Annotated in this window: 13 protein-coding genes; 11 read left to right on the top strand and 2 right to left on the bottom strand. The window is 46.2% G+C overall.

The features are described from left to right. The first annotated feature begins 133 nt into the window (after positions 1-133). Positions 134-484 (top strand): arsenate reductase family protein, encoded by a 351-nt coding sequence (locus ACMVP2_RS24370; protein WP_416865491.1) that lies wholly within the window; start codon positions 134-136, stop codon positions 482-484. On the opposite strand, the gene ACMVP2_RS24365 is transcribed toward ACMVP2_RS24370, so the two are convergent. Beyond that, complete coding sequence (locus ACMVP2_RS24365) at positions 481-1,626, bottom strand: carboxypeptidase-like regulatory domain-containing protein (protein ID WP_416865490.1); 1,146 nt, start codon at positions 1,624-1,626, stop codon at positions 481-483. The genes ACMVP2_RS24370 and ACMVP2_RS24365 overlap by 4 nt on opposite strands. A 95-nt stretch (positions 1,627-1,721) precedes the next feature. Here ACMVP2_RS24365 and ACMVP2_RS24360 point away from each other — a divergent pair, with 95 nt between their 5' ends. The 10 genes from ACMVP2_RS24360 to ACMVP2_RS24315 all read left to right on the top strand — a co-directional run bounded on the left by ACMVP2_RS24360 (position 1,722) and on the right by ACMVP2_RS24315 (position 17,012). After that, positions 1,722-2,162: a peptidylprolyl isomerase gene (locus ACMVP2_RS24360; RefSeq protein WP_151998648.1), complete on the top strand. Its 441-nt coding sequence runs from the start codon at positions 1,722-1,724 to the stop codon at positions 2,160-2,162. Positions 2,163-2,553: 391 nt separating this feature from the next. Continuing rightward, positions 2,554-3,786, top strand: a complete 1,233-nt coding sequence (locus tag ACMVP2_RS24355) for a serine hydrolase domain-containing protein (RefSeq protein ID WP_416865489.1) — start codon at positions 2,554-2,556, stop codon at positions 3,784-3,786. A gap of 508 nt (positions 3,787-4,294) precedes the next feature. Next, entirely contained in the window at positions 4,295-4,759 is a 465-nt protein-coding gene (locus ACMVP2_RS24350) for a VOC family protein (RefSeq protein ID WP_416865488.1), read from the top strand. Positions 4,760-4,853: 94 nt separating this feature from the next. Beyond that, positions 4,854-6,206: a DUF1800 domain-containing protein gene (locus tag ACMVP2_RS24345; protein ID WP_416865487.1), complete on the top strand. Its 1,353-nt coding sequence runs from the start codon at positions 4,854-4,856 to the stop codon at positions 6,204-6,206. Between the two features lie 5 nt (positions 6,207-6,211). Then, positions 6,212-7,402 carry a DUF1501 domain-containing protein gene (locus ACMVP2_RS24340; RefSeq protein ID WP_416865486.1) on the top strand — a complete coding sequence of 397 codons (1,191 nt, stop codon included), beginning with the start codon at positions 6,212-6,214 and terminating at the stop codon, positions 7,400-7,402. A 221-nt stretch (positions 7,403-7,623) separates the two neighbouring features. Beyond that, positions 7,624-8,193, top strand: a complete 570-nt coding sequence (locus ACMVP2_RS24335) for a hypothetical protein (RefSeq protein WP_339788312.1) — start codon at positions 7,624-7,626, stop codon at positions 8,191-8,193. 283 nt (positions 8,194-8,476) lie between these two features. Then, positions 8,477-12,433 carry a tail fiber domain-containing protein gene (locus tag ACMVP2_RS24330; protein WP_416865485.1) on the top strand — a complete coding sequence of 1,319 codons (3,957 nt, stop codon included), beginning with the start codon at positions 8,477-8,479 and terminating at the stop codon, positions 12,431-12,433. Between the two features lie 2 nt (positions 12,434-12,435). Then, positions 12,436-13,638: a hypothetical protein gene (locus tag ACMVP2_RS24325; RefSeq protein WP_339793996.1), complete on the top strand. Its 1,203-nt coding sequence runs from the start codon at positions 12,436-12,438 to the stop codon at positions 13,636-13,638. Further along, positions 13,635-14,678, top strand: coding sequence for a PorP/SprF family type IX secretion system membrane protein (locus tag ACMVP2_RS24320; RefSeq protein WP_339793994.1), 1,044 nt, complete (start codon positions 13,635-13,637; stop codon positions 14,676-14,678). Before ACMVP2_RS24325 ends, ACMVP2_RS24320 begins: the two co-directional genes overlap by 4 nt. Positions 14,679-14,681: 3 nt before the next feature. After that, a complete protein-coding gene (locus ACMVP2_RS24315) occupies positions 14,682-17,012 on the top strand; it encodes an OmpA family protein (protein ID WP_416865484.1) in 2,331 nt (776 codons plus the stop codon). Here ACMVP2_RS24315 and ACMVP2_RS24310 read toward each other — a convergent pair whose 3' ends face one another. After that, positions 17,013-19,934 (bottom strand): CHAT domain-containing protein, encoded by a 2,922-nt coding sequence (locus tag ACMVP2_RS24310; protein WP_416865483.1) that lies wholly within the window; start codon positions 19,932-19,934, stop codon positions 17,013-17,015. It lies immediately after the preceding gene. Between the last annotated feature and the right edge of the window lie 67 nt (positions 19,935-20,001).

The raw sequence follows: 20,001 nt of genomic DNA, 5'->3' as shown, positions 1-20,001 counted from the left end.
TTAGCCTGGAATGCTATGGTTTTGAAAAGTCTGGAGCTGAAGGTTATTTCACATCCCTGCCTTTGAATTGGAAACCGGAGGCTAATATCAGCGGATCAAGGCCCAATTAAACAAATTTTCCTTTCTTTGCCCCATGAAGAAAGTATATCACTTATCAAGCTGCTCCACCTGCCAGCGCATCATCAAAGAGCTGGGCATAGGAGACGAATTTGAGTATCAGGACATCAAAAAGGAGGCCATTACGCCAGCTCAAATTGACGACATGAAAGCGATGGCAGGGTCTTATGAGGCCTTGTTTTCGAGAGTGGCCATGAAATACAAAGCCCTTGGGTTAAAGGACAAACAATTGAGCGAACAGGACTACAGAAATTATATTCTTGAAGAGTATACCTTTCTAAAGCGCCCGGTCTTTCTCATAGATGGAAAAATATTCGTTGGGAACTCCCCAAAGAATGTGACAGCGGTAAAAGAAGCCATTTCCTAAGGGTTGTTGCTGGCGGGGTCATAATCGTTGGGCAGCATCATGGCCACCCAACCCTGGCTCATAGCACCTGAAACCAGCAGCTGGTCGGGCTTTTGGTTAAGCCCGTTCTTAGTCACATCTATGTAGCCTTCCTTCACCTCCAGCCACGACACCTCCGCTAGTGTGTCGCTATAAATCGTGTTTTTTGGCACACCCATCTCCCTTTTGTAGTGCACCTCTACTTTGCCGTTGAGCAATATTCTGTAAAGCCCTGTCCGATATGAAGCCCCCACCAGGTTTTCCATTGGGTAGTCAATCAGGATTTCTTTTTTTGTTTTTGCAAGATCGGGGTGCCGCACAATGGGCCCTTCCCTCGGGAACTTCTCCTGAAGCAAAGCAAAGCCTTCCTGCAGCAATTGTCCCTTTTGAATATACTCATACAGAATGGCCAGAAAGAGGTGCCTAGTCGACCCTTTAAAAGCAATGACTCTGTTTTTGATCCACTGGCTCTTTTGCTGCTCATCTGCGGGAGTCATTTCTTCGAACCTGGTTTCTCCGGTAAAAAAGAAATATGTCGAATTGGCATTGAAAAGTCGCAAATGGTAAAATACCTTGTAGCCCAATGCTTGGTTTTCAATTTCCACTGGCTGGCTGGCCGTTGCTACCAGGCCCTTGTCTTTGTCTTCGGCAAACTCAAGCACCCAGGGGTTCAGTATCCTACAGCGCTTTGAAAATTCCGTGTCTCCCAGAAACACTTTCGTGAATTTCGACAACTTCCTCTCCCACTTTTTGTCCTTCTTCGAAGCCACCTCCACCGCAGCCAGTTCTTCTAATGCTGGCTCAAGCGCTATAGCCGTGCTTAGGTTGGAACTTTCCGTAAAATCAAAGTTGAATGTTTGATTTTGGTAGCCAACATATGAAACGACAAGCCGCACCGCCCCAAAGGGAACTCTCTCAATCAGGAACGAGCCATCTAGCGCTGTGGTAGAACCCAAAGTCGTGCTACTGATAAAAACATTGGCAAATGGCAACGGCTCTTCAGTACTGGCGTCTACCACCCTACCCGACAACGATCCTGTTTGCCCCAGGACAGCTAAAGAGCACGCAAGAAAAAACAGGACAAAAAGAATTCGTTTTGATAATAATGCAGAGATCAGTTGCATACAAATACTACTTTTGTGTGTTTTGCAAGCCGAAATAAGTATAACAACCAACAAAGTGTCATCGCTTAATTTACGCTAAAATATCAACTAACATCATGCAAATAGCTGAAATACACACCAAGAAAGGCGTTATGAAGATCAAGTTCTTCGAAAAAGACGCACCAAAGGCAGTAGCCAACTTTAAAGAACTGGCCAATCACAATTTCTATGACGGGCTTACCTTCCACAGGGTTATTCCTGATTTCGTTATTCAAGGTGGCTGCCCTAAAGGTACAGGAGCCGGCGGACCTGGCTACACCATTCCCTGCGAACTTGATGGCGAAAACCAATACCACGACCGTGGCGTACTCAGCATGGCGCACGCTGGCAGAAACACTGGCGGTTCACAATTCTTCATTTGCCACAGCCGCAAAAACACCGCACACCTCGATAGAAACCACACCGTTTTCGGCAAAGTGTTCGAAGGCCTTGATGTGATTGATGCGATCAGAGAGGGTGAAGTGATGGAGAAGGTGGTGATTGTCGAGGAAAAGTAGGAAGACCGAGGCCAGGCGTCGGCACGATAGTGCTGGCAGCAGTGGTGGCCATCGTCAGACGCCCAAGAGGTTGGAAGACAGGAGACCGAAGCAGGCGTCGGTACGGCCAGCGGGCCCAGGCGGTGGAGCCGTCAGATGCTGGGGAAGAACGTCGGGAGAATGAAGGCTGGAGGACTTAGCGTCTTGGTGCCTTCGTGGCAATATTTGACTAGTGTCGAAACGTCGGCCGCCCGAAAGGTCGGAAGAGAGACGGAAGTTGGCGTGTGCTCAATTACTCAAATCTCATGTCTTTCTGTGACAGGTGGTTAATGTTTTTTTGTGACTGAATAGTAAATTTGGTCTGCAAGAAAAATCACTGACCACCTGTTTCATTTTTAGTCCATCCAGCATCATGAAGTTCAAAATTTGCTTTCTTTTCATTCTCGCTACGGCTCCTGCCCTATTATTCAGTCAAAAAAGCAAAGCCCCGAAGCCTTACTTCCCTCCTTCAGGCTCCTGGGAAGAACGCACACCTGCCTCTATGGGTGTGGATGCAGCCTTGCTCCAGGAGGCTGTTGATTTTGCCATTGCCAGTGAGTCAAAAGCTTCGAGAAACCTAAAGGAAGCTCACTACCTAAGCTTCGGGAAGGAGCCCTTTGGTGACGCCGTCGGTCCGCTAAAGGAAAGAGGCCCGGCCACAGGCATGGTGATCAAGAACGGTTACATCATTGCCAAATGGGGTGATCCTGACCGGGTAGACCAAACGTTTAGCGTTGCAAAAAGCTTTCTTTCCACGACTGTTGGCCTCGCTTACGACAAAGGCATGATCAGGGACGTGAACGACAAGGTTTATCCCTACATCGGGCCGGTGATTCCTTATGAGCCTGCCCGGATGTCGCTCAACAAAGCGGAGTCGTTTGAAGAGCCTGACGTGCTGGAGCTTTTCTCATCAGAACACAACCGCAAAATCACCTGGGACCACATGCTGCGCCAAACCAGCGACTGGGAAGGCACACTCTGGGGCAAGCCCGACTGGGCCGACCGTCCGCCCCGTGACACTGAAGGATGGATTGGGAGAGAAAGAAACGAGCCGGGCAGCTTCTACAAGTACAACGATACCCGGGTAAACTTGCTGGCCTTGTGCATTCTCAACGTTTGGAGAAAGCCGCTACCAGAAGTGCTCAAAGAAAATATCATGGATCCTATTGGGGCCTCTCCTACCTGGCGGTGGCTCGGCTACGAAAACTCGTGGATAGTGCTGGATGGCAAGCCGGTGCAGTCGGTCAGCGGTGGTTCTCACTGGGGAGGTGGCATGTTCATCAATGCCTATGACCAGGCCCGTTTTGGCTACCTAACACTACGCAATGGTAACTGGAATGGGCAACAGCTCATCTCCGAAAAGTGGCTGAACATGGCCAGAACACCTACACCCGTGCAGACTACCTACGGCTTCATGAACTTCTTCCTCAATACAGAGCAAAAGCCTTTGCCAAGTGCCCCGGCCTCAGCGTTTTATCACCTGGGCGCAGGCGCCAACATGGTATATGTTGACCAGGAAAACGACTTAGTCATCGTAGCCCGCTGGATTGACAGCAGCAGCATGGACGGGATTGTGGAGAGGGTGTTGAAGAGTGTGGGGAAATAGGGCAGAAAAATCAGAGAACATTGTGATAATATGAAGTCAATCCACCTCCCCACCGCATTGCGATAGGCGACGCTCCCAGCCACACGTAAAGAAGCTAGTTGGCAAAAGGACCAGACAGAAATTTCGCTTATACGAAAGCGGCGCTTTAGTGTCGAGAGAAAAGCAGGAGAACGCCGCAAGCGCTGGCTGTGATTACCTTTCTGATACCGATTTCCTCGATTCGCTACCTCACCTCGCAGGCTGTCACAGTCAGCATTATTTTCAAGAAGATAGCTGGCACCTGCTCTATTAAAGCAAGCCTGATTAAAACCTTCTTTTCTGTCATGAAAACAATAAATGTACTAGCTTGTACTTCGGGTGACTCCTGAAATTGACTCGCTTGAGTCAGGAAACGAACCGTTGATTAAAGAACGAACGAACCCAAGGAATTATCAGATTGTAGCTTATATTTCTTTATCAAATTGGCAGAACACGCCACAATTAAACTGTTCTTAAACAAACACTTAAAATGAAACACATTTTCACCACCTTCGCAGTATCGCTTATTTTCTGCGCTGGCAGCTTTGCCCAGTCCGCTCAGAAATTGCCCCCTCTATCGTTCGATCACTATGCGCTCTACGTCAAAGACATGAACGTTAGTGCTGAGTTTTATATGAAGGCCCTTGGCCTGAAAGAAATGGATTGTCCGATCAAAGATGGCAGGCACCGTTGGTTCTATCTGGGCAATGGACAAGAGCTTCACATCATTCAGGGTGATAACAGCAAAATCCAGATGGAAAAGAACATGCACATCTGTCTGCATACAACAGATATCAAGCCCTACATGAAACATTTAAACGAAGTAGGCATCCCCTTTGAAAGCTGGCAGGGCAAGCCTGGCGAGTCGAATGTTCGCATAGATGGTGCCAGCCAAATATACATCGTAGACCCCGATGGCTACTGGGTGGAGATCAATGATGCGAATACGAAATAGTTAATAAAAAACAGCCCCAGGCCCCAGCTGGCAAGCTATTTGTGCCACTTGTTACCTGGACTGATCATCAGATCACGTCTGAAAATTTACTGTTATGGGTAGAATGACGCACCAGCAAGTTAAACATCTTTATTGGAGAGCTGGTTTTGGTATTACCAACAAGGAACTAAAAAGAGTTGCAAAAAGAGGAAGAGCTCACCTAGTCAGGAGGCTATTAAAGCCAGGAGAGGTGGCTCAATTGCAGCTTCGTAGCGAGGAGTTCGTAAAGGATGAAATACCTCCGGAGAAACTGAATCCCTCCAGAATTAGGCAGCGACAGAAACAGTACCTCAATTTTGACTGGCTCACAGAGATCATCTCGTCAGATAATGTTCTGACAGAAAAGATGGCGCTCTTTTGGCATGGACATTTTGCTTGCAATATTGGAAACACATATTATCAGCAAGACCTTGTTAACACTATACGGAATAATGCCCTTGGCAACTTTGACACTCTTCTGAGAGCGATTTCCAAGTCGCCGGCGATGATGCAGTTTCTTAACACCGGCCAAAATCAAAAGGAACACCCTAATGAAAATTTCGCCAGAGAACTTTTAGAGTTGTTTACTCTTGGAATAGGCAATTACACGGAGGAGGACATCAAAGAGGTAGCAAAAGCCTTTACTGGCTGGAAGACTAATAGAGATGGTGACTTTTTTATCAACAAAAAACAACACGACAACTCTCAAAAAACTTTCAAGGGGGTAACCGGCAACCTTGATGGAGACGGGATAATTGATATTATCCTTGAACAAAGGGAAACAAGTATCTTCATTTGCCGAAAGATTTTCAAGTCATTTGTTAACGAGCAAGTGGACGATAGGCTTGTGGGACTAATGGCAGATGTATTCCGGCGGGACTACAATATTTCGGAGCTTATGGAATTCGTTTTTATGTCCGATTGGTTCTACTCGAACCATAACATTGGCTGCAATATCAAATCACCCATTGAGTTGATAGTAGGCTTAAGCAGGTCATTCAAAGTTCAATACACCAGCAAAGACGGCCTCCTGAGAGCTCAAAAAGCTTTGAATCAAACGCTGTTTTATCCCCCAAATGTGGCGGGGTGGCCTGGTGGGAAAGCCTGGATTGATAACTCAACTCTTGCCTACCGACTTAGACTCCCTTCATTGATATTGAACAATGGCAGTCTGGACTGGGAGGATCCTGACGGCGACGAAGACACCTTCTTAGAAAGTGATCCGTCCAGAAGTAACCTGTTTTCCTCTACGGATTGGGATTTCTTTAAAAAAGATGTGAAAAAGCTTCCACGTACTGAAATTCCTGGCCTTTTATTGCAAAGCAATCCTTTAGCGATTGAAAATAATGCATACGCCTTCAACGAGACCGACTCACTTGAGGAATTTACACTGGCGATTCTATGCCTGCCCGAATACCAAACTTGTTAGAAATCATGAAAAGAAGACAGTTTATAAAGAGGACATCATTGGCGACATCAGCTGCATTCGTCCCGCTTTTCCTTAAACCCTTCGAAAGTAGTGGATCACTTAGGTTCGAAGGCCGAAACCTTGTTATTGTCCAGCTGTCGGGCGGAAATGACGGGCTCAACACGCTGGTACCATTCAACAATGACTTGTATTATCAAAACCGGGCAAAGATCGGCTTGACAAAAAGTGAGCTTATTCTTCTAAATGATGAAATTGGGCTAAATCGTGGTCTCAGTCCATTGAAGCGACTTTATGATCAAGGCTATCTGGCGATAATCAATTCGGTTGGCTATCCCAACCCCAACAGGTCGCACTTCCGGTCAATGGACATTTGGCATTCCGCCTCTGGCTCAGATCAATACCTCTCGTCGGGGTGGATAGGCAGGTATCTTGATGCTCAGTGCTACCCCCCTCACGGTGCCGTAGAAGCAACTTCAAATCTTTCACTTGCATTAAAAGGCGAGAAAGTAAATGGATTTGCGGCCGGGAATTCACTCGGGTCAATGAACAGTCAAATCTATAACTCTCTGGCAAAAAACTTTGCCGGAGATGGCAAAGAAATGCTATCGGAAGGAAACCTCGGCTACCTGTATAAGACCATTGCCGACACCCACTCTTCTACGGCCTACCTCAAAAGAATGATGGATCAATCGCCAAGCGGCAGGGAGTATCCGGGCACTAGTTTGGGAAGAGACCTAAAACTGATTGCCGATTTAATTATTGGTGGATCAGAGACATCGGTCTACTACGCTTCACTAGGTGGCTTCGATTCCCATCAAAACCAGGGCAAAACTCAAGAGATTCGTCTAGGTATTTACGCTGATGCCATCGAATCATTTGTAAATGATTTAACTAAAAATGATAAATTTAAAGAGACTGTGATTTTCACATTTTCTGAGTTTGGCAGGCGAGTTCAAGAAAATGCCAGTGAGGGGACGGATCATGGTACTGCAAATGTGGCCTTTGTTATTGGTGACAATCTTAAACAACGAGGGCTGATCAATACAATGCCCGATCTTTCAAATCTCGACGAGAATGGAGATTTAATTTATCAGATTGATTTCAGAGCCATCTACTCAACCCTCCTGAGTAAGCATTTGAATGTCGAACACGAATCAATCATTGGCAGCTCGTTCGGCACTTTAGATTTTCTGTAATGACTACCCAATTGAGTGCATAACAATGTTGAATTTGAAGAGCAGCCAAAGATATGGGTACCAAGGCAGATGTTGCTAAAGCTTCCAAACCGGCCTTTATCATACGTGGTCACAACATTCATCGACAAAAAAAAGGTAACTTATCGAACGAATCACTGCTTTCACCGAACATGCACGTCTGCTAGGGTTACTTTGCTTCGTCTCACAAGATTCAATATACTATGTCCAAACCCGTACGCTGGCTAATGGTTTTCTTGTTTCCACTGCTCAGCTGTAGTAAGGAAGACAATATCGTTACACCTCATGAGCTTCTTTCAGCACATACATGGGTTTCCAAAAGCTATGTCTTTGAAGATGAGCCCACATCAACCTTCTATTGGGACTGCAAATTTGGTCAGGACATACCCGAATACTCATACGAGGCGGGCGACTACGGCCGCCTTGAAGTAAGTATGGAGCTAAGCTTTACCAAAGATAGTCTGTACAATAGAATACTGTTTGTGTCGAGGTACTTAAAGTGTGAGGGTTGTAGTGATTATGAGTTTGTGGAACAAACCAGAGGCACCCTTGGGGCCATTTATGTGGCCGAAGAAGATCGGTTATGGTTTGGAAGCAGGCAAGACCCGTTGCAATACTTTTATCCAATAGAATTCAAAAGCAGAAAAGAGATAGTAATCAAGGAGTTTTTCGAAGTATCGAATGTAGTGGGTAACTCTGAATGCTTTTTTAACGATCAACCCTTGCGAAGTAACAGGCAATATGGTATCGATTTTGTCTTCAAACCGAAATAATTTTGAAAAAATTGCAAAAAAATATTGGTCAGCAAATAACATTGATGCCTGGCTAAATCGAGCTTGGCCGAAAAGTTCATTTTTTGAAAAAACAGGGCTTCCTCTTTTCCAGAGCCTATTTATCAAATCCTCAAATAGTCCAAGTATGTCATAATTTGTAACATTAGAAAGAGGGTCATTTTAATGGAATTACACGCATCCATCAACATTATGAGACCAGCATTATTAAAATATCACAATTTCGGTTACATTGAAATAGTTTTGTGTACCAACCTTTGAGCTTATGTACCGTTTTAGTCACTATTTGGGCCTCGCCGGGCTCATTGTTGTAGCACTGTCTACTGACGCATTTTCCCAGGGCAATTCCGTTGGCATCAATACCGCCACACCCAATCCAAACGCAGTCCTTCAGCTCGTTTCACCCGACAATAACCAGGGCCTTCTTATTCCCCGTCTTACCACCCCTCAGCGACTAGCTATGCAATTGCAAGCCTCGGAAAAGGGGCTGATGGTGTTTGACGACACCGAAGGTTTGTTCTACTATTGGAACGGATCGGCATGGAATAAATTGCTCGTGTCACAAAATCTTCAAACGTTATCTCTCAACGGCAGTCTACTGAAAGTATCGGGAGCTAACGAAGTTGACCTGGCCGGTATCGACACTGACAAACAGAACCTGACATTTGAGGGCACCAACCTGTCCATCGAACGAGGCAACACAGTTGATTTAAGCAGTCTTATTACCACCAGCGACGCCGACCCTGAAAATGAACTTCAATCGCTGGAGTTCAGTAGCGGTGTATTGAAACTCACAAACGATCCAACCCTGGCTCAGGTTGACTTATCAAATTATGATACTGATGTAACCGACGATTTTGATGGCGACTACAATAGCCTGACTAACCTACCGACACTTTTTAGCGGTGATTTTGGTGATCTTGGTAATGTGCCTGCAGATCTTGCTGATGGGGATGACGTGGATGATGCGGATGCCGATGCCACTAACGAAATACAAGTAATATCGCTCAGCGGTAGTACATTATCTCTGTCTAGTGGCGGCGGTTCAGTTTCTATAAATGATGCAGACGCAGACCCCTCTAACGAAATTCAGACTTTATCCCTTGCGGGAAGCAACTTGACCCTATCTAACGGAGGTGGGACAGTTTCGATCAATGATGCAGACTTCAGCACAACCAATGAAATCCAGGATGTATCCATTTCAGGAAATGCCGTGGCTATTAGTGGAGGTGGTACTGGCTTCAATCTGGCTGCAGCAGCGCCTTCCTCCGGACAGGTGCTAAAATTCAATGGCACTGACTGGACATCAGCTGCAGACAATGTAGATGATGCAGATAATAGTACCTCCAACGAACTGCAAACGCTGTCGCTGTCTGGAAGCGACATCACCCTATCCAATGGTGGCGGAACCGTGTCGATCAACGATGCAGACTTTAGCACAACTAATGAACTGCAAACTTTATCGCTGTCTGGAAGCGACGTCACGCTATCTAATGGAGGTGGCACAGTATCAATTAACGATGCGGACTTCAGCACAACCAATGAACTGCAAACTTTATCGCTGTCTGGAAGCGACGTCACGCTATCTAATGGAGGTGGCACAGTATCAATTAACGATGCGGACTTCAGCACAACTAATGAACTGCAAACACTATCGCTATCTGGAAGCGACATTACGCTGTCTAATGGCGGTGGCACGGTGTCGATTAACGATGCAGACTTCAGCACCACCAATGAAATCCAGAATGTGTCCATTGCCGGAAATGCCGTGGCTATTAGTGGAGGTGGTACTGGCTTCAATCTGGCTACGGCAGCGCCTTCCTCCGGACAGGTGCTAAAATTCAATGGCACTGACTGGACATCAGCTGCAGACAATGTAGATGATGCTGATAATAGCACCTCCAACGAACTGCAAACGCTGTCGCTGTCTGGAAGCGACATCACCCTATCCAATGGTGGCGGAACCGTGTCGATCAACGATGCAGACTTTAGCACAACTAATGAACTGCAAACTTTATCGCTGTCTGGAAGCGACGTCACGCTATCTAATGGCGGTGGCACGGTGTCGATTAACGATGCAGACTTTAGCACAACCAATGAAATTCAGGACATCAGCACCGATGCAACGGCAGGGAATATCACTTTGTCGTCAGGCTCCACTTTGACCCTTAATGTAAACGACGCTGACGCTGACCCTGCCAATGAGTTACAGACAATTTCTCTTACCGGAAGCGACGTCACGCTATCTAATGGCGGTGGCACGGTGTCGATTAACGATGCAGACTTTAGCACAACCAATGAAATTCAGGACATCAGCACCGATGCAACGGCAGGGAATATCACTTTGTCGTCAGGCTCCACTTTGACCCTTAATGTAAACGACGCTGACGCTGACCCTGCCAATGAGTTACAGACAATTTCTCTTACCGGAAGCGACGTCACGCTTTCTAATGGAGGTGGCACGGTGTCGATTAACGATGCAGACTTTAGCACAACCAATGAAATTCAGGACATCAGCACCGATGCAACGGCAGGGAATATCACTTTGTCGTCAGGCTCCACTTTGACCCTTAATGTAAACGACGCTGACGCTGACCCTGCCAATGAGTTACAGACAATTTCTCTTACCGGAAGCGACGTCACGCTTTCTAATGGAGGTGGCACGGTGTCGATTAACGATGCAGACTTTAGCACAACCAATGAAATTCAGGACATCAGCACCGATGCAACGGCAGGGAATATCACTTTGTCGTCAGGATCAACCCTAACCCTTAATGTCGACGATGCAGATGCTGACGCCACCAACGAGATTCAAGACATCAGCACCGATGCAACGGCAGGGAATATCACCTTGTCATCAGGCTCAACATTGGCTCTTAATGTCGACGACGCAGATGCCGACCCAACCAACGAGATTCAGGACATCAGCACCGATGCAACGGCAGGGAATATCACTTTGTCGTCAGGATCAACATTGGCTCTTAATGTCGACGACGCAGATGCCGACCCAACCAACGAGATTCAAGACATCAGCACCGATGCAACGGCAGGGAATATCACTTTGTCATCTGGATCAACATTGGCTCTAAATGTTAACGATGCAGATGCTGACCCAACCAACGAGATTCAGGACCTGGATCTGACTGCGAATACACTAACAATCACCAACAACGGCTCGGCCACAAACATTGACTTAAGCCCTTACCAGCAGGATATATCAATTTTGGGAAATGCAGTAAGCATTAGTGGAGGAACCGGTTTCAATCTAACTGCCACTTCCCCAAACCCAATGGATGTGCTCAAGTGGAATGGCACCAATTGGGACACTGGCACTGATAATGTAAATGATGCGGATTCGAACCCGTCAAATGAGCTTCAAACACTAAATCTTACCGGCACAAATTTGACGATATCCGGTTTCCCGCTCAGCCCGGTCGATCTTAGCCCAATTGGCGTGCTGCCAGATCAAACCGGCCATACCGGCGAATATCTTACAACCAATGGCACTGGAGCCAGCTGGAACGCACTTGGTGCATTGGCTTCGCAGAATTCAGTGACAACTGGTTTTATCACCGATGGTACTATCACCGCAGCAGACTTGAATGCAACAGTGGCTGGAAATGGTTTATCTGGAGGAGCCGGCACGCCGCTGGCAGTCAATTTATCAGGCACATCAGGCCTTCAAATCACAACGGATCAGTTGGAGATGCCTACCCTTTTTCCAGGCGGTACCACAGTAGGCGGAGGAGCAACTACCGCAATCAACAGTTTAACTTTCGACGCCAAAGGTCGGTTTGTTAGTGCAACTACTATAATTGTCCTTTTGAGTGACAAGCGTCTAAAAAAGGAGATTACTCATCTCGACAGCTCACTGGAGAAATTAATGCGATTAAACGGATACAATTACTATCTTAAGTCTGACTCTCTCAACCAGGAGCTAAAAACTGGCGTCATTGCCCAAGAGGTCGAAAAAGTATTCCCAAATCTCATTTTGAATAGGCCTGATGGTTTTTTAGCTGTCGACTACCAGGGCCTCATCCCCATCCTCATCGAAGCCCTCAAAGAAGAACACGCCAGGGTTTCTGACCTGAAGACAGAAGTCGACGAAATGAAAGCCCAACTTTCCTCCAACGACGAGCGATTCAAAACCCTTGAAGCTAAACTTAACCTCCTGATTCAATCCACAACTACCGCCAAAGCATCTGCTTCCAGCCAGGAATAGACATGCGTCTTTTATTCTTCATATCGATCCTTTTTGCAGGTGTGCAATGCCTGGCTCAGCCGTTTACGCTACAGCCCAATGCCTCTATGTATATAGAAGGCAATGCGAAGGTATTTTTCAGCAACCAGGTAAATTTTGAAGGTTCTCTTGACAACAAAGGCACGCTGATTCTAAGTAAAGACGTCGACTTTGCAGCAAACACCTCAGCTGGCTCGATGGAGTTTACAGGAGCCGCCGACCAAAAGCTGACTGGTAGCGAGCTGTTGGCCAAAGATCTCACCCTTTTGAAGCAGGGCCGCTTGTTTCTGTTCGCCAATACCATAGATGTATCAGGCACGCTGGACATGAACAAAGGCTACCTCTACCCACAAGCTACAAAGGTGCATGTGAGCGGTGGACAGATCGCTGGCGGCTCGGCGGAAAGCTATATTGAGGGAAGGATAAGTCAAACATCCGTTGGAAATGCCCTCTACTACCCCATGGGAATAGACGGGTATTTCAACAGCCTCTCTCTGCTGCAAACATCTCAGGGAGATAAAATCGCCGTGGAAATAGCTATTCCCGACGCTTCTCTTTTGATACCGGGCGATTCACTGATCGGCCTGGCGGATGAAGCGCAGTGGATAGTTACCAAAGAAAGTGAGAAGAACCTTGCCACTACCGTAGAAGTAAACTTCGACGGCTTTGAGCTGAACGCCCTGGTGAACCCTCAAACAATACGGGCACACAGGTACGGGCCAGTAATCGCCCATTTAGATCCTGAAGAAGGTAAATACTTCCAATTGGGCATCGGCTCACTCACGGACACCGATTCGGTGACTTACGGCATGCTAACCTCGTCCAAAACCCTTGCACTGCGAAACGAGCCTAAGTATGTAAGCCTTGGCAGAATGCCTTTAAGCTCGGGGCCTGCGTTTTTCGTACCCAACATATTTGCACCCCGTGCGGCGCTGGAAGAAAACAGGCTTTTCAGGCCATTTCTTGCCGGGGTTCCTGTCGAACGGTTCACAATGGCGATCTGGGATGGTTACAATGTAGAAATGTACAACGTCAATCAAATCGATGCGGTACTTGACGAGCTGGGTTGGGACGGAACTACAAACGGTGGTGCCACAGCCTCAGAAGGCGTTTACTACTATTCCATTCAGGTGGTTACGCCACAAGGGTCATTCAGCAAAAAAGGATCGTTCATTTTACTGCGATGAAAAGAAGCACACTCACCGGCCTTATTCTACTTCTGCTCATTGGACAGATAAAAGCCCAGGGTGGGCAGTTTTCGCAGTTTTACTCCAGCGCTATTTTTGTTAACCCGGCGTTTGCAGGAACAAATCCGTACCTTTCAGCCAGGATAAACTTCAATAAAAGTAAGCTGGCAGGGGACGGATCACTTCATGATCTCAGTCAGGCCACCGTCTCCTACCCTGTTTTTCAAAATACGAGCAGGAAATTTCAGGTAGGTGGAGCGGGTCTTACCTTCTTTAAGGAAACCCAGGGCATTCAGGGCGCCTTTTCTACACAAAAAATATTGCTTACGGGCGCCTATGCACTGAAGCTAAAACGATTAAAGAACAACACTTTGATCTTTGGGTTACAGGGAGGCGTTACACAAACAAGAATCTCTCTGAATGGGTTACAATGGGGATCGCAGTACAACCCCTATATTGGCTTCGATAATACACAAAATCCTGAGGACATTGGCAAGCTGTCGTCTTACCACCCTGTTTTCAATTTTGGCGTTTTGTATTCCGCCATCGACAACCCCAATGCGATGTTCAGGGATCGGTCGTTTACCATTGGGCTCTCTGCCGACAATCTCAACACACCAAAAAGCCGGTTTGGCGGACTTTACCTTACTGACAACCCTATACTGTTCAAACTGGTTTCAAACGCCAAGTTTATCGTTACGCCAAAAACATATGTACACCCTTCCCTATTGGTGGCATACTCATCACAAAGCTATCAGGTGAACCTTGGCACCTACCTTTCACATCAGATCAACAGCACCATGTCCGATGTTGCTTTGACTCTGCAAGTAGGCACATGGTACCGGTTGTTTGATTCATTCATTGTGCTAGGCGGTTTCAAAATCAACGACTTTAGTGCGGGCATTAGTTACGACCTCAACTCGAATACTTATCGTAACAATGAGATTTATGGTCAAATTGCACCATCATTTGAAGTATCTTTGGGATATGACTTCAACTTCCGCAATAACCCCTTCAAGGTTAATAGCCCAATATTCTAAGACATGAAATTTTTTTGGTCTGCGTTGCTGCTTGCTTTTTCATTGCATGTCTCCGGTCAGTCTGTTGAAAAACTGAAGAAGGTGGCCGACGAATACTACGATGCGGAAAGGTACCTTGAGGCAGCGGAGTTTTACGATAAAGTGATCTCTCTTTCTCCCAGCGACCTTGAGTCGAGATACAGGCAGGCGTTTAGTTACTTAAAAAGTACCAACTACAACACAGCGGAAGAGAAATTCAGTGCGTTGAGTTTGATTTCCGGCCCGCATCAACCGTCCTCCATTTACTACCATGGGTTCCTGACAAAGATCAAGGGAGACTTTAAGGCTGCGGACTCCATCTTTAGCACTTTCCTCCAACTAGAACCAGCCAGCCAGCAAAAACTATTGTCACTGGTTAAGTTTCAGAAGGCTGGTTGTGAGCTGGGCATGAGGCTCCAGCGAGCCAAGCCCAAGTATAAACTCACTTCTCTGACAGACGTTAATTCAGATCAAAACGATCTTGGGGTGATCGAGTGGCCGGTTAATGGCAACCTCGTAATGTCTACGACCCGAAAAGTACACTCTCTCCAATACTACGACCCTAAGTTTGGCGACTATCTGCCAAGCCTTATGTCGTACGGCAAAGCCAATAATAACAAATGGAAGGAAACCTCATTTTTCAAAAAACTCAACACCCGATGGTCGCAGGGCACCGGCTCATTTACCGGTGATGGCCAAACGTTTTACTATAGCGACTGCAACAAAGAAAGTACCTGCAAAGTGCTTGTCAGCACCTGGGACGGAAAAAACTGGACGGAGCCTGCCCAGCTTGACACTACCATCAACATGCCTGGCACTGATGTAAAGCATCCGTTTGTAACAGCAAGTGCCGATACTATCTTTTTCTCCTCCAACAGACCCGGAGGTCAGGGCGGGCTCGACATTTGGATGAGCCTTCGGATTGACAGCAGCAGATGGACAACAGCTATCAATCTGGGAGAAAGAATCAATACGCAGGGTGACGAAATAACGCCCTTCTACTCTCCTGCGTATAGCTGCCTGACGTTCGCCTCCAACGGCTTGGCTGGTTACGGTGGTTTCGATCTGTACCTGGCCAAGCAGCTGTCCTTTTTTGAACCCAAAGTATTTAACCTCGGAGTGCCCTTTAATAGCACTCTGGACGACACCTATCTATTCCTGGGAAAAAGCGGCTATCTCTCATCTAACAGAGATGGCAAAGAACTTGACGTCATGACCTTTTCCTACGGCAGTCTTAAGGAGTTTTTTGAGTACATCATGACCAACGATGCCATTATCGACTTTCAATATTACACAGCCTCCTCACTCGATCTCTACACCTTCCGGATGGATGATTACCAAGGATACGATATCTTTTTTCCAACAGGGAGAGACTCGGCCCCGCCAACCTTCAATACAACAACAAATCTTATTAATATACATGGCACAAATGTGGCACCTGGGGAACTTGTACGCTTGACAATTGATTCGAGGACAGAGATTTTGACACTCGCCAATAATGCCGGACAGTTTACCTACCTGTTTACGCCAGACAGTCTCTCCAATAAGTACACAATAACTACTGCAAGCAACCAAAACGCTAGCGTAACAGAAGTCGACACAACTGGAACCTTTTATGAATACTCGTTCGAGAAAGTATACTTCGACTACGGTCGCTACCAGCTACGAAGTGAAACTATCGTGGCACTTAACGACCTGATAAGTCATTTCGATCAGGACAATATTGTTATGATCGACATTGAGACACACACCGATAGTCGAGGCAACAAAGATTATAACCTGACGCTGAGTGAAAACAGAGGTATTTCAATTATGAAATACCTGCTTGCCAAAGGAGTTCCTGAATCAAAAATGAGGGTCATTGCCATTGGTGAGGAAAAACCCCTCTCTGAAAAAGATTCATGGTATGCCCAGTTTTTCAATAGAAGAGCAGAAATCATTATTCACACTAAAACCGAGGTCAACTACACCAAGCCTGAAATTTTCCTTGTGATGAGGAGCCTTGACTTAAACCTGGTGTCCCAGAACCTGGGTATTGAGCCTGCAAAACTACAAAGCTGGAATGGTATTGGCGCAAAGGCTGTTGCCGAGGGGAACACACTGAGAGTATTTGACGCTGAGTACAGAACACCAAGCATGCGCAACCTCATCAATCAAAAAGACATAGATGATAATTTTTTTCTGTACACAGTAAAACCAGGAGAGACACTTGAATCGATTGCCAGGAAGTTCAAAACCATTGAAGAGCTTATATACGAAATAAATCAACTTGAAGAAGAGTTGAAGCCCGGGGACGAAATAATCGTGATGTTGTAATTACTTCTTCGACACAAGAATAAAGGCACCCCAGGTAAAGGGATCCGGATATTGTTGCTTAAAACGCTGTCTTGCTGTGAAAAAAGAGTCTTCGATAGAATGCTCTTTCACAAACTCCGAGTAAAACATGTTCATGAAGTTTTTGGTGGCTGTATCGTTCACCTTCACCAGAGAAATAATAAGGTTGCTTGCCCCAGCCACCAAAAAAGCCCGCTGTAAACCGTAAACGCCCTCCCCATTCTTAACCGTTCCCAGTGCCGTTTCGCAAGCCGACAGGACGACAAGCTGGGTTTGGTCAAGCTTAAGGTTCATCGCTTCATAGGCAGTCAATATACCATCGTCCCCGGTGCTCTTATCTCTGGCGAGATAAACGCCCGAATGAAGCAACGCACTCTGCCGCTTGCTGTCTTCCTCAAAATAGCCATGAGTCGCCAGGTGAAGAATACCCGGATCCTGATTAAGTTTGAGGTTGCTCTCAGTAGCATTCAGATAATAGAAATCTGACACTTTCCATTTTCCTCCCTGTAGAATCTCGGTTACATCATCAGCCTCCCTTTCCGCTTCTGGCAGTGGGTTGAGTGGTGAATTCAAATTCAGTGTTGTAAAGTCAGGATTGCCAAAGATTGCGGCTGTGTTCATTTTTTTGGCAGCCACCTTGCCCCCCTGAATAAAATCCTTTCCACTGGTAATATGTACAAGCTTATATTTGTCCGACACATATTGCTGGGTGGCCGAATCATACAAAACGGCCGGGTTTAATTTGTGATAGATGCCATCCGGGGCATAATAAACCTTGTTGTCTGTTTTAAGTTCGGTGTCAATTTTTTTCCAGAAAACATTATAGGAAGCCGCATCCTCAAGGCCATACCTGAGGGAATTCTTATAGTAACTATACTGATCCACCAGCCGGTCGCTGCCATCAAGCTTGATCCTTTTGAGCTGGTTAGAGCCTCCCTGAAGAATGAACACCACGTAGCTGCTTTGGTCGTCAAAACCCTGTTCTGCACCAAATTTACCAAGCTTGAATGAGTAGTTCCTGAATTCGATCACTTCTACGAGCACTGCGCTGTCAGCAATATTCTTTTCAACGTCCTGCCAGCTGTAGAACGAAAGTTCGCTCTGAGAAGAGAAGGTTGACGAAAGTAGCGCCATCTTTTTTTCGAGATTGTTGCACTGATCCTCCAGACTTTCGATGTTGATCCCCCTCAGCGCCAGCTCATGTTCAGAAAGAAGGTAGCTTTGAGCCAACATATACTTCGCCTCTCTCCACTCAATAAAACTATTTTTTACGGCGGGATCTGAATTTTCCAACATGCTAGTACGCATCTTGTCGGCCGCATAAAACAACACCGATTTTGTATTCAAATAGTAGTTGTAAACCTTTTCCGTCCACTCTGTTTCAAAATATCTTTTCCCAAAAGAAATACTCGCAAAACGCTCCAGGTTAAACTTAATGTCTTCAAAAAATAACTGCCTTTGTTGATCCGTGAGTACTGGAAACACCGACTGCATGTGGTGAATTTCTGTTTTTAGTGCCCCGTCAAAATGTTCGAGTGCCTGAAGTGTATCTCCCTTGTTCAGAAAGTGAACTCCGAGGTCATTGAGGCTCTTCGCATACATCGGATGTTTCTCTCCCAGCTTCTCCTTCCTGATTTTCAGCGCTTGCAGCAAAAGTTTCTCCGACAATTCCACATACCCAAACGCCTGATAAATCAGCGCTATGTTGTTAAGTGTTGTGGCATACCTGGGGTTTTCCGGACCATAAATAGTCTTGTCCAAGTCAAGCACCCTCATATACATATTGAGGGCACTACTAATGTCTCCAAGGCTTTTTTGGCAATTAGCCAAATTGCTCAGCACGTTAGCATAATCGGGGTGGACGCCGCCATATAGCTCCCGCATCGCTGCGGCACTCTCCTGAAACATAGTAAAAGCCTTCTTGTAGTCTTTCTTCTTTGAATAAATAGCGCCGATGTTGTTGACTACATACGGTAAGATTTCTATCCTGCTACCTGCATAGTTTAACAAGTCCTCAAAATATGCCTCCGAGGTAACAAGGTCGTTGACTTTAAAGTATAGTACAGCCAGGGTATTTAGTGTTTCTATTCTAAGTAGTGAGTCTGACGGGTAACGCTCCTTTTTCAACTGTAGATTGCTCAGCAGCTGGTTCTCCGAGGCAGAAAACTCACCTCTGTCAAGCTTTATTGCCGCCAGTCTATCCAATGCCCGCAGATGCATGACCTCATTCTTTCCCTTCAGCGCTTCTATAGCCTTTTTCAATGCTATTTCACCCTCCTCAAAGTCGCCCATGTCCCTTAGAAGTGTTCCATACTCTGTCAGCAATCCGCCCCGAATAGAATCATTCTCAGCAAAGTACAGTGCTGACAATCTGAGGGCACGCTCGAACTGACTTCGGCTCTTTTCATATTGGCCAACTTCCATATAGAAGAGTCCATTTTTGTAGGTGGCGTCGAGGTAAATCTGGCTCTGTTCGGAATAATTCTTTCGCACGAGCGAGTCAGCCCAAAGCAGATACGACTCAGCTGCCAGGTAGTCACTATTGTTCTGATAAGCCGCTGAAAGGTTCAAGCATATTTTGATAAGTCCGGGGCTTAGGCTATCGTATAGCTCTAGTTCTTCCCTCAAGCTGTTTTGAATGGCCCTGATAGCTCTGTTGTGTTCTGCAAAGCCCAGGTAAATAAGTCCGATATTATTGTATGCTTCTGCGTACCCCACCTCCCTCTTACAAAGTCCCGAGTCGAGCTTTACGATGAGTTGATCAGCAAAGTGCAAAGACCTGGCCCTATCTATTTTTGAGTAGTAGTTAGCGCTGTCCAACTGTTCCAGGCAATTTTGAGAAATGGCCAGAGTTGGAGTTAAAAAAAATGCAAACCAGAAAAGATAGAAAAGTAGTCTATTCATAATAGGATTCAATCCTATATACGCACGAAACTAGCAGTTGCAGATTGGCAAAACATAAGTTTTCCTT

The sequence above is a fragment of the Imperialibacter sp. genome (assembly GCF_048007035.1).
Classification (GTDB): domain Bacteria; phylum Bacteroidota; class Bacteroidia; order Cytophagales; family Cyclobacteriaceae; genus Imperialibacter.
The sequence above is the reverse complement of the archived record's forward strand: the minus strand, read 5'-3'. Positions and strand labels throughout refer to the sequence as shown.

Coding starts and splice junctions, on each gene's coding strand:
- ACMVP2_RS24360 (WP_151998648.1), top strand. CDS start 1,722: ATGCAAATAGCTGAAATACACACCAAGAAAGGCGTTATGAAGATCAAG.
- ACMVP2_RS24325 (WP_339793996.1), top strand. CDS start 12,436: ATGCGTCTTTTATTCTTCATATCGATCCTTTTTGCAGGTGTGCAATGC.
- ACMVP2_RS24330 (WP_416865485.1), top strand. CDS start 8,477: ATGTACCGTTTTAGTCACTATTTGGGCCTCGCCGGGCTCATTGTTGTA.
- ACMVP2_RS24320 (WP_339793994.1), top strand. CDS start 13,635: ATGAAAAGAAGCACACTCACCGGCCTTATTCTACTTCTGCTCATTGGA.
- ACMVP2_RS24335 (WP_339788312.1), top strand. CDS start 7,624: ATGTCCAAACCCGTACGCTGGCTAATGGTTTTCTTGTTTCCACTGCTC.
- ACMVP2_RS24355 (WP_416865489.1), top strand. CDS start 2,554: ATGAAGTTCAAAATTTGCTTTCTTTTCATTCTCGCTACGGCTCCTGCC.
- ACMVP2_RS24345 (WP_416865487.1), top strand. CDS start 4,854: ATGGGTAGAATGACGCACCAGCAAGTTAAACATCTTTATTGGAGAGCT.
- ACMVP2_RS24370 (WP_416865491.1), top strand. CDS start 134: ATGAAGAAAGTATATCACTTATCAAGCTGCTCCACCTGCCAGCGCATC.
- ACMVP2_RS24350 (WP_416865488.1), top strand. CDS start 4,295: ATGAAACACATTTTCACCACCTTCGCAGTATCGCTTATTTTCTGCGCT.
- ACMVP2_RS24340 (WP_416865486.1), top strand. CDS start 6,212: ATGAAAAGAAGACAGTTTATAAAGAGGACATCATTGGCGACATCAGCT.
- ACMVP2_RS24315 (WP_416865484.1), top strand. CDS start 14,682: ATGAAATTTTTTTGGTCTGCGTTGCTGCTTGCTTTTTCATTGCATGTC.
- ACMVP2_RS24310 (WP_416865483.1), bottom strand. CDS start 19,934: ATGAATAGACTACTTTTCTATCTTTTCTGGTTTGCATTTTTTTTAACT.
- ACMVP2_RS24365 (WP_416865490.1), bottom strand. CDS start 1,626: ATGCAACTGATCTCTGCATTATTATCAAAACGAATTCTTTTTGTCCTG.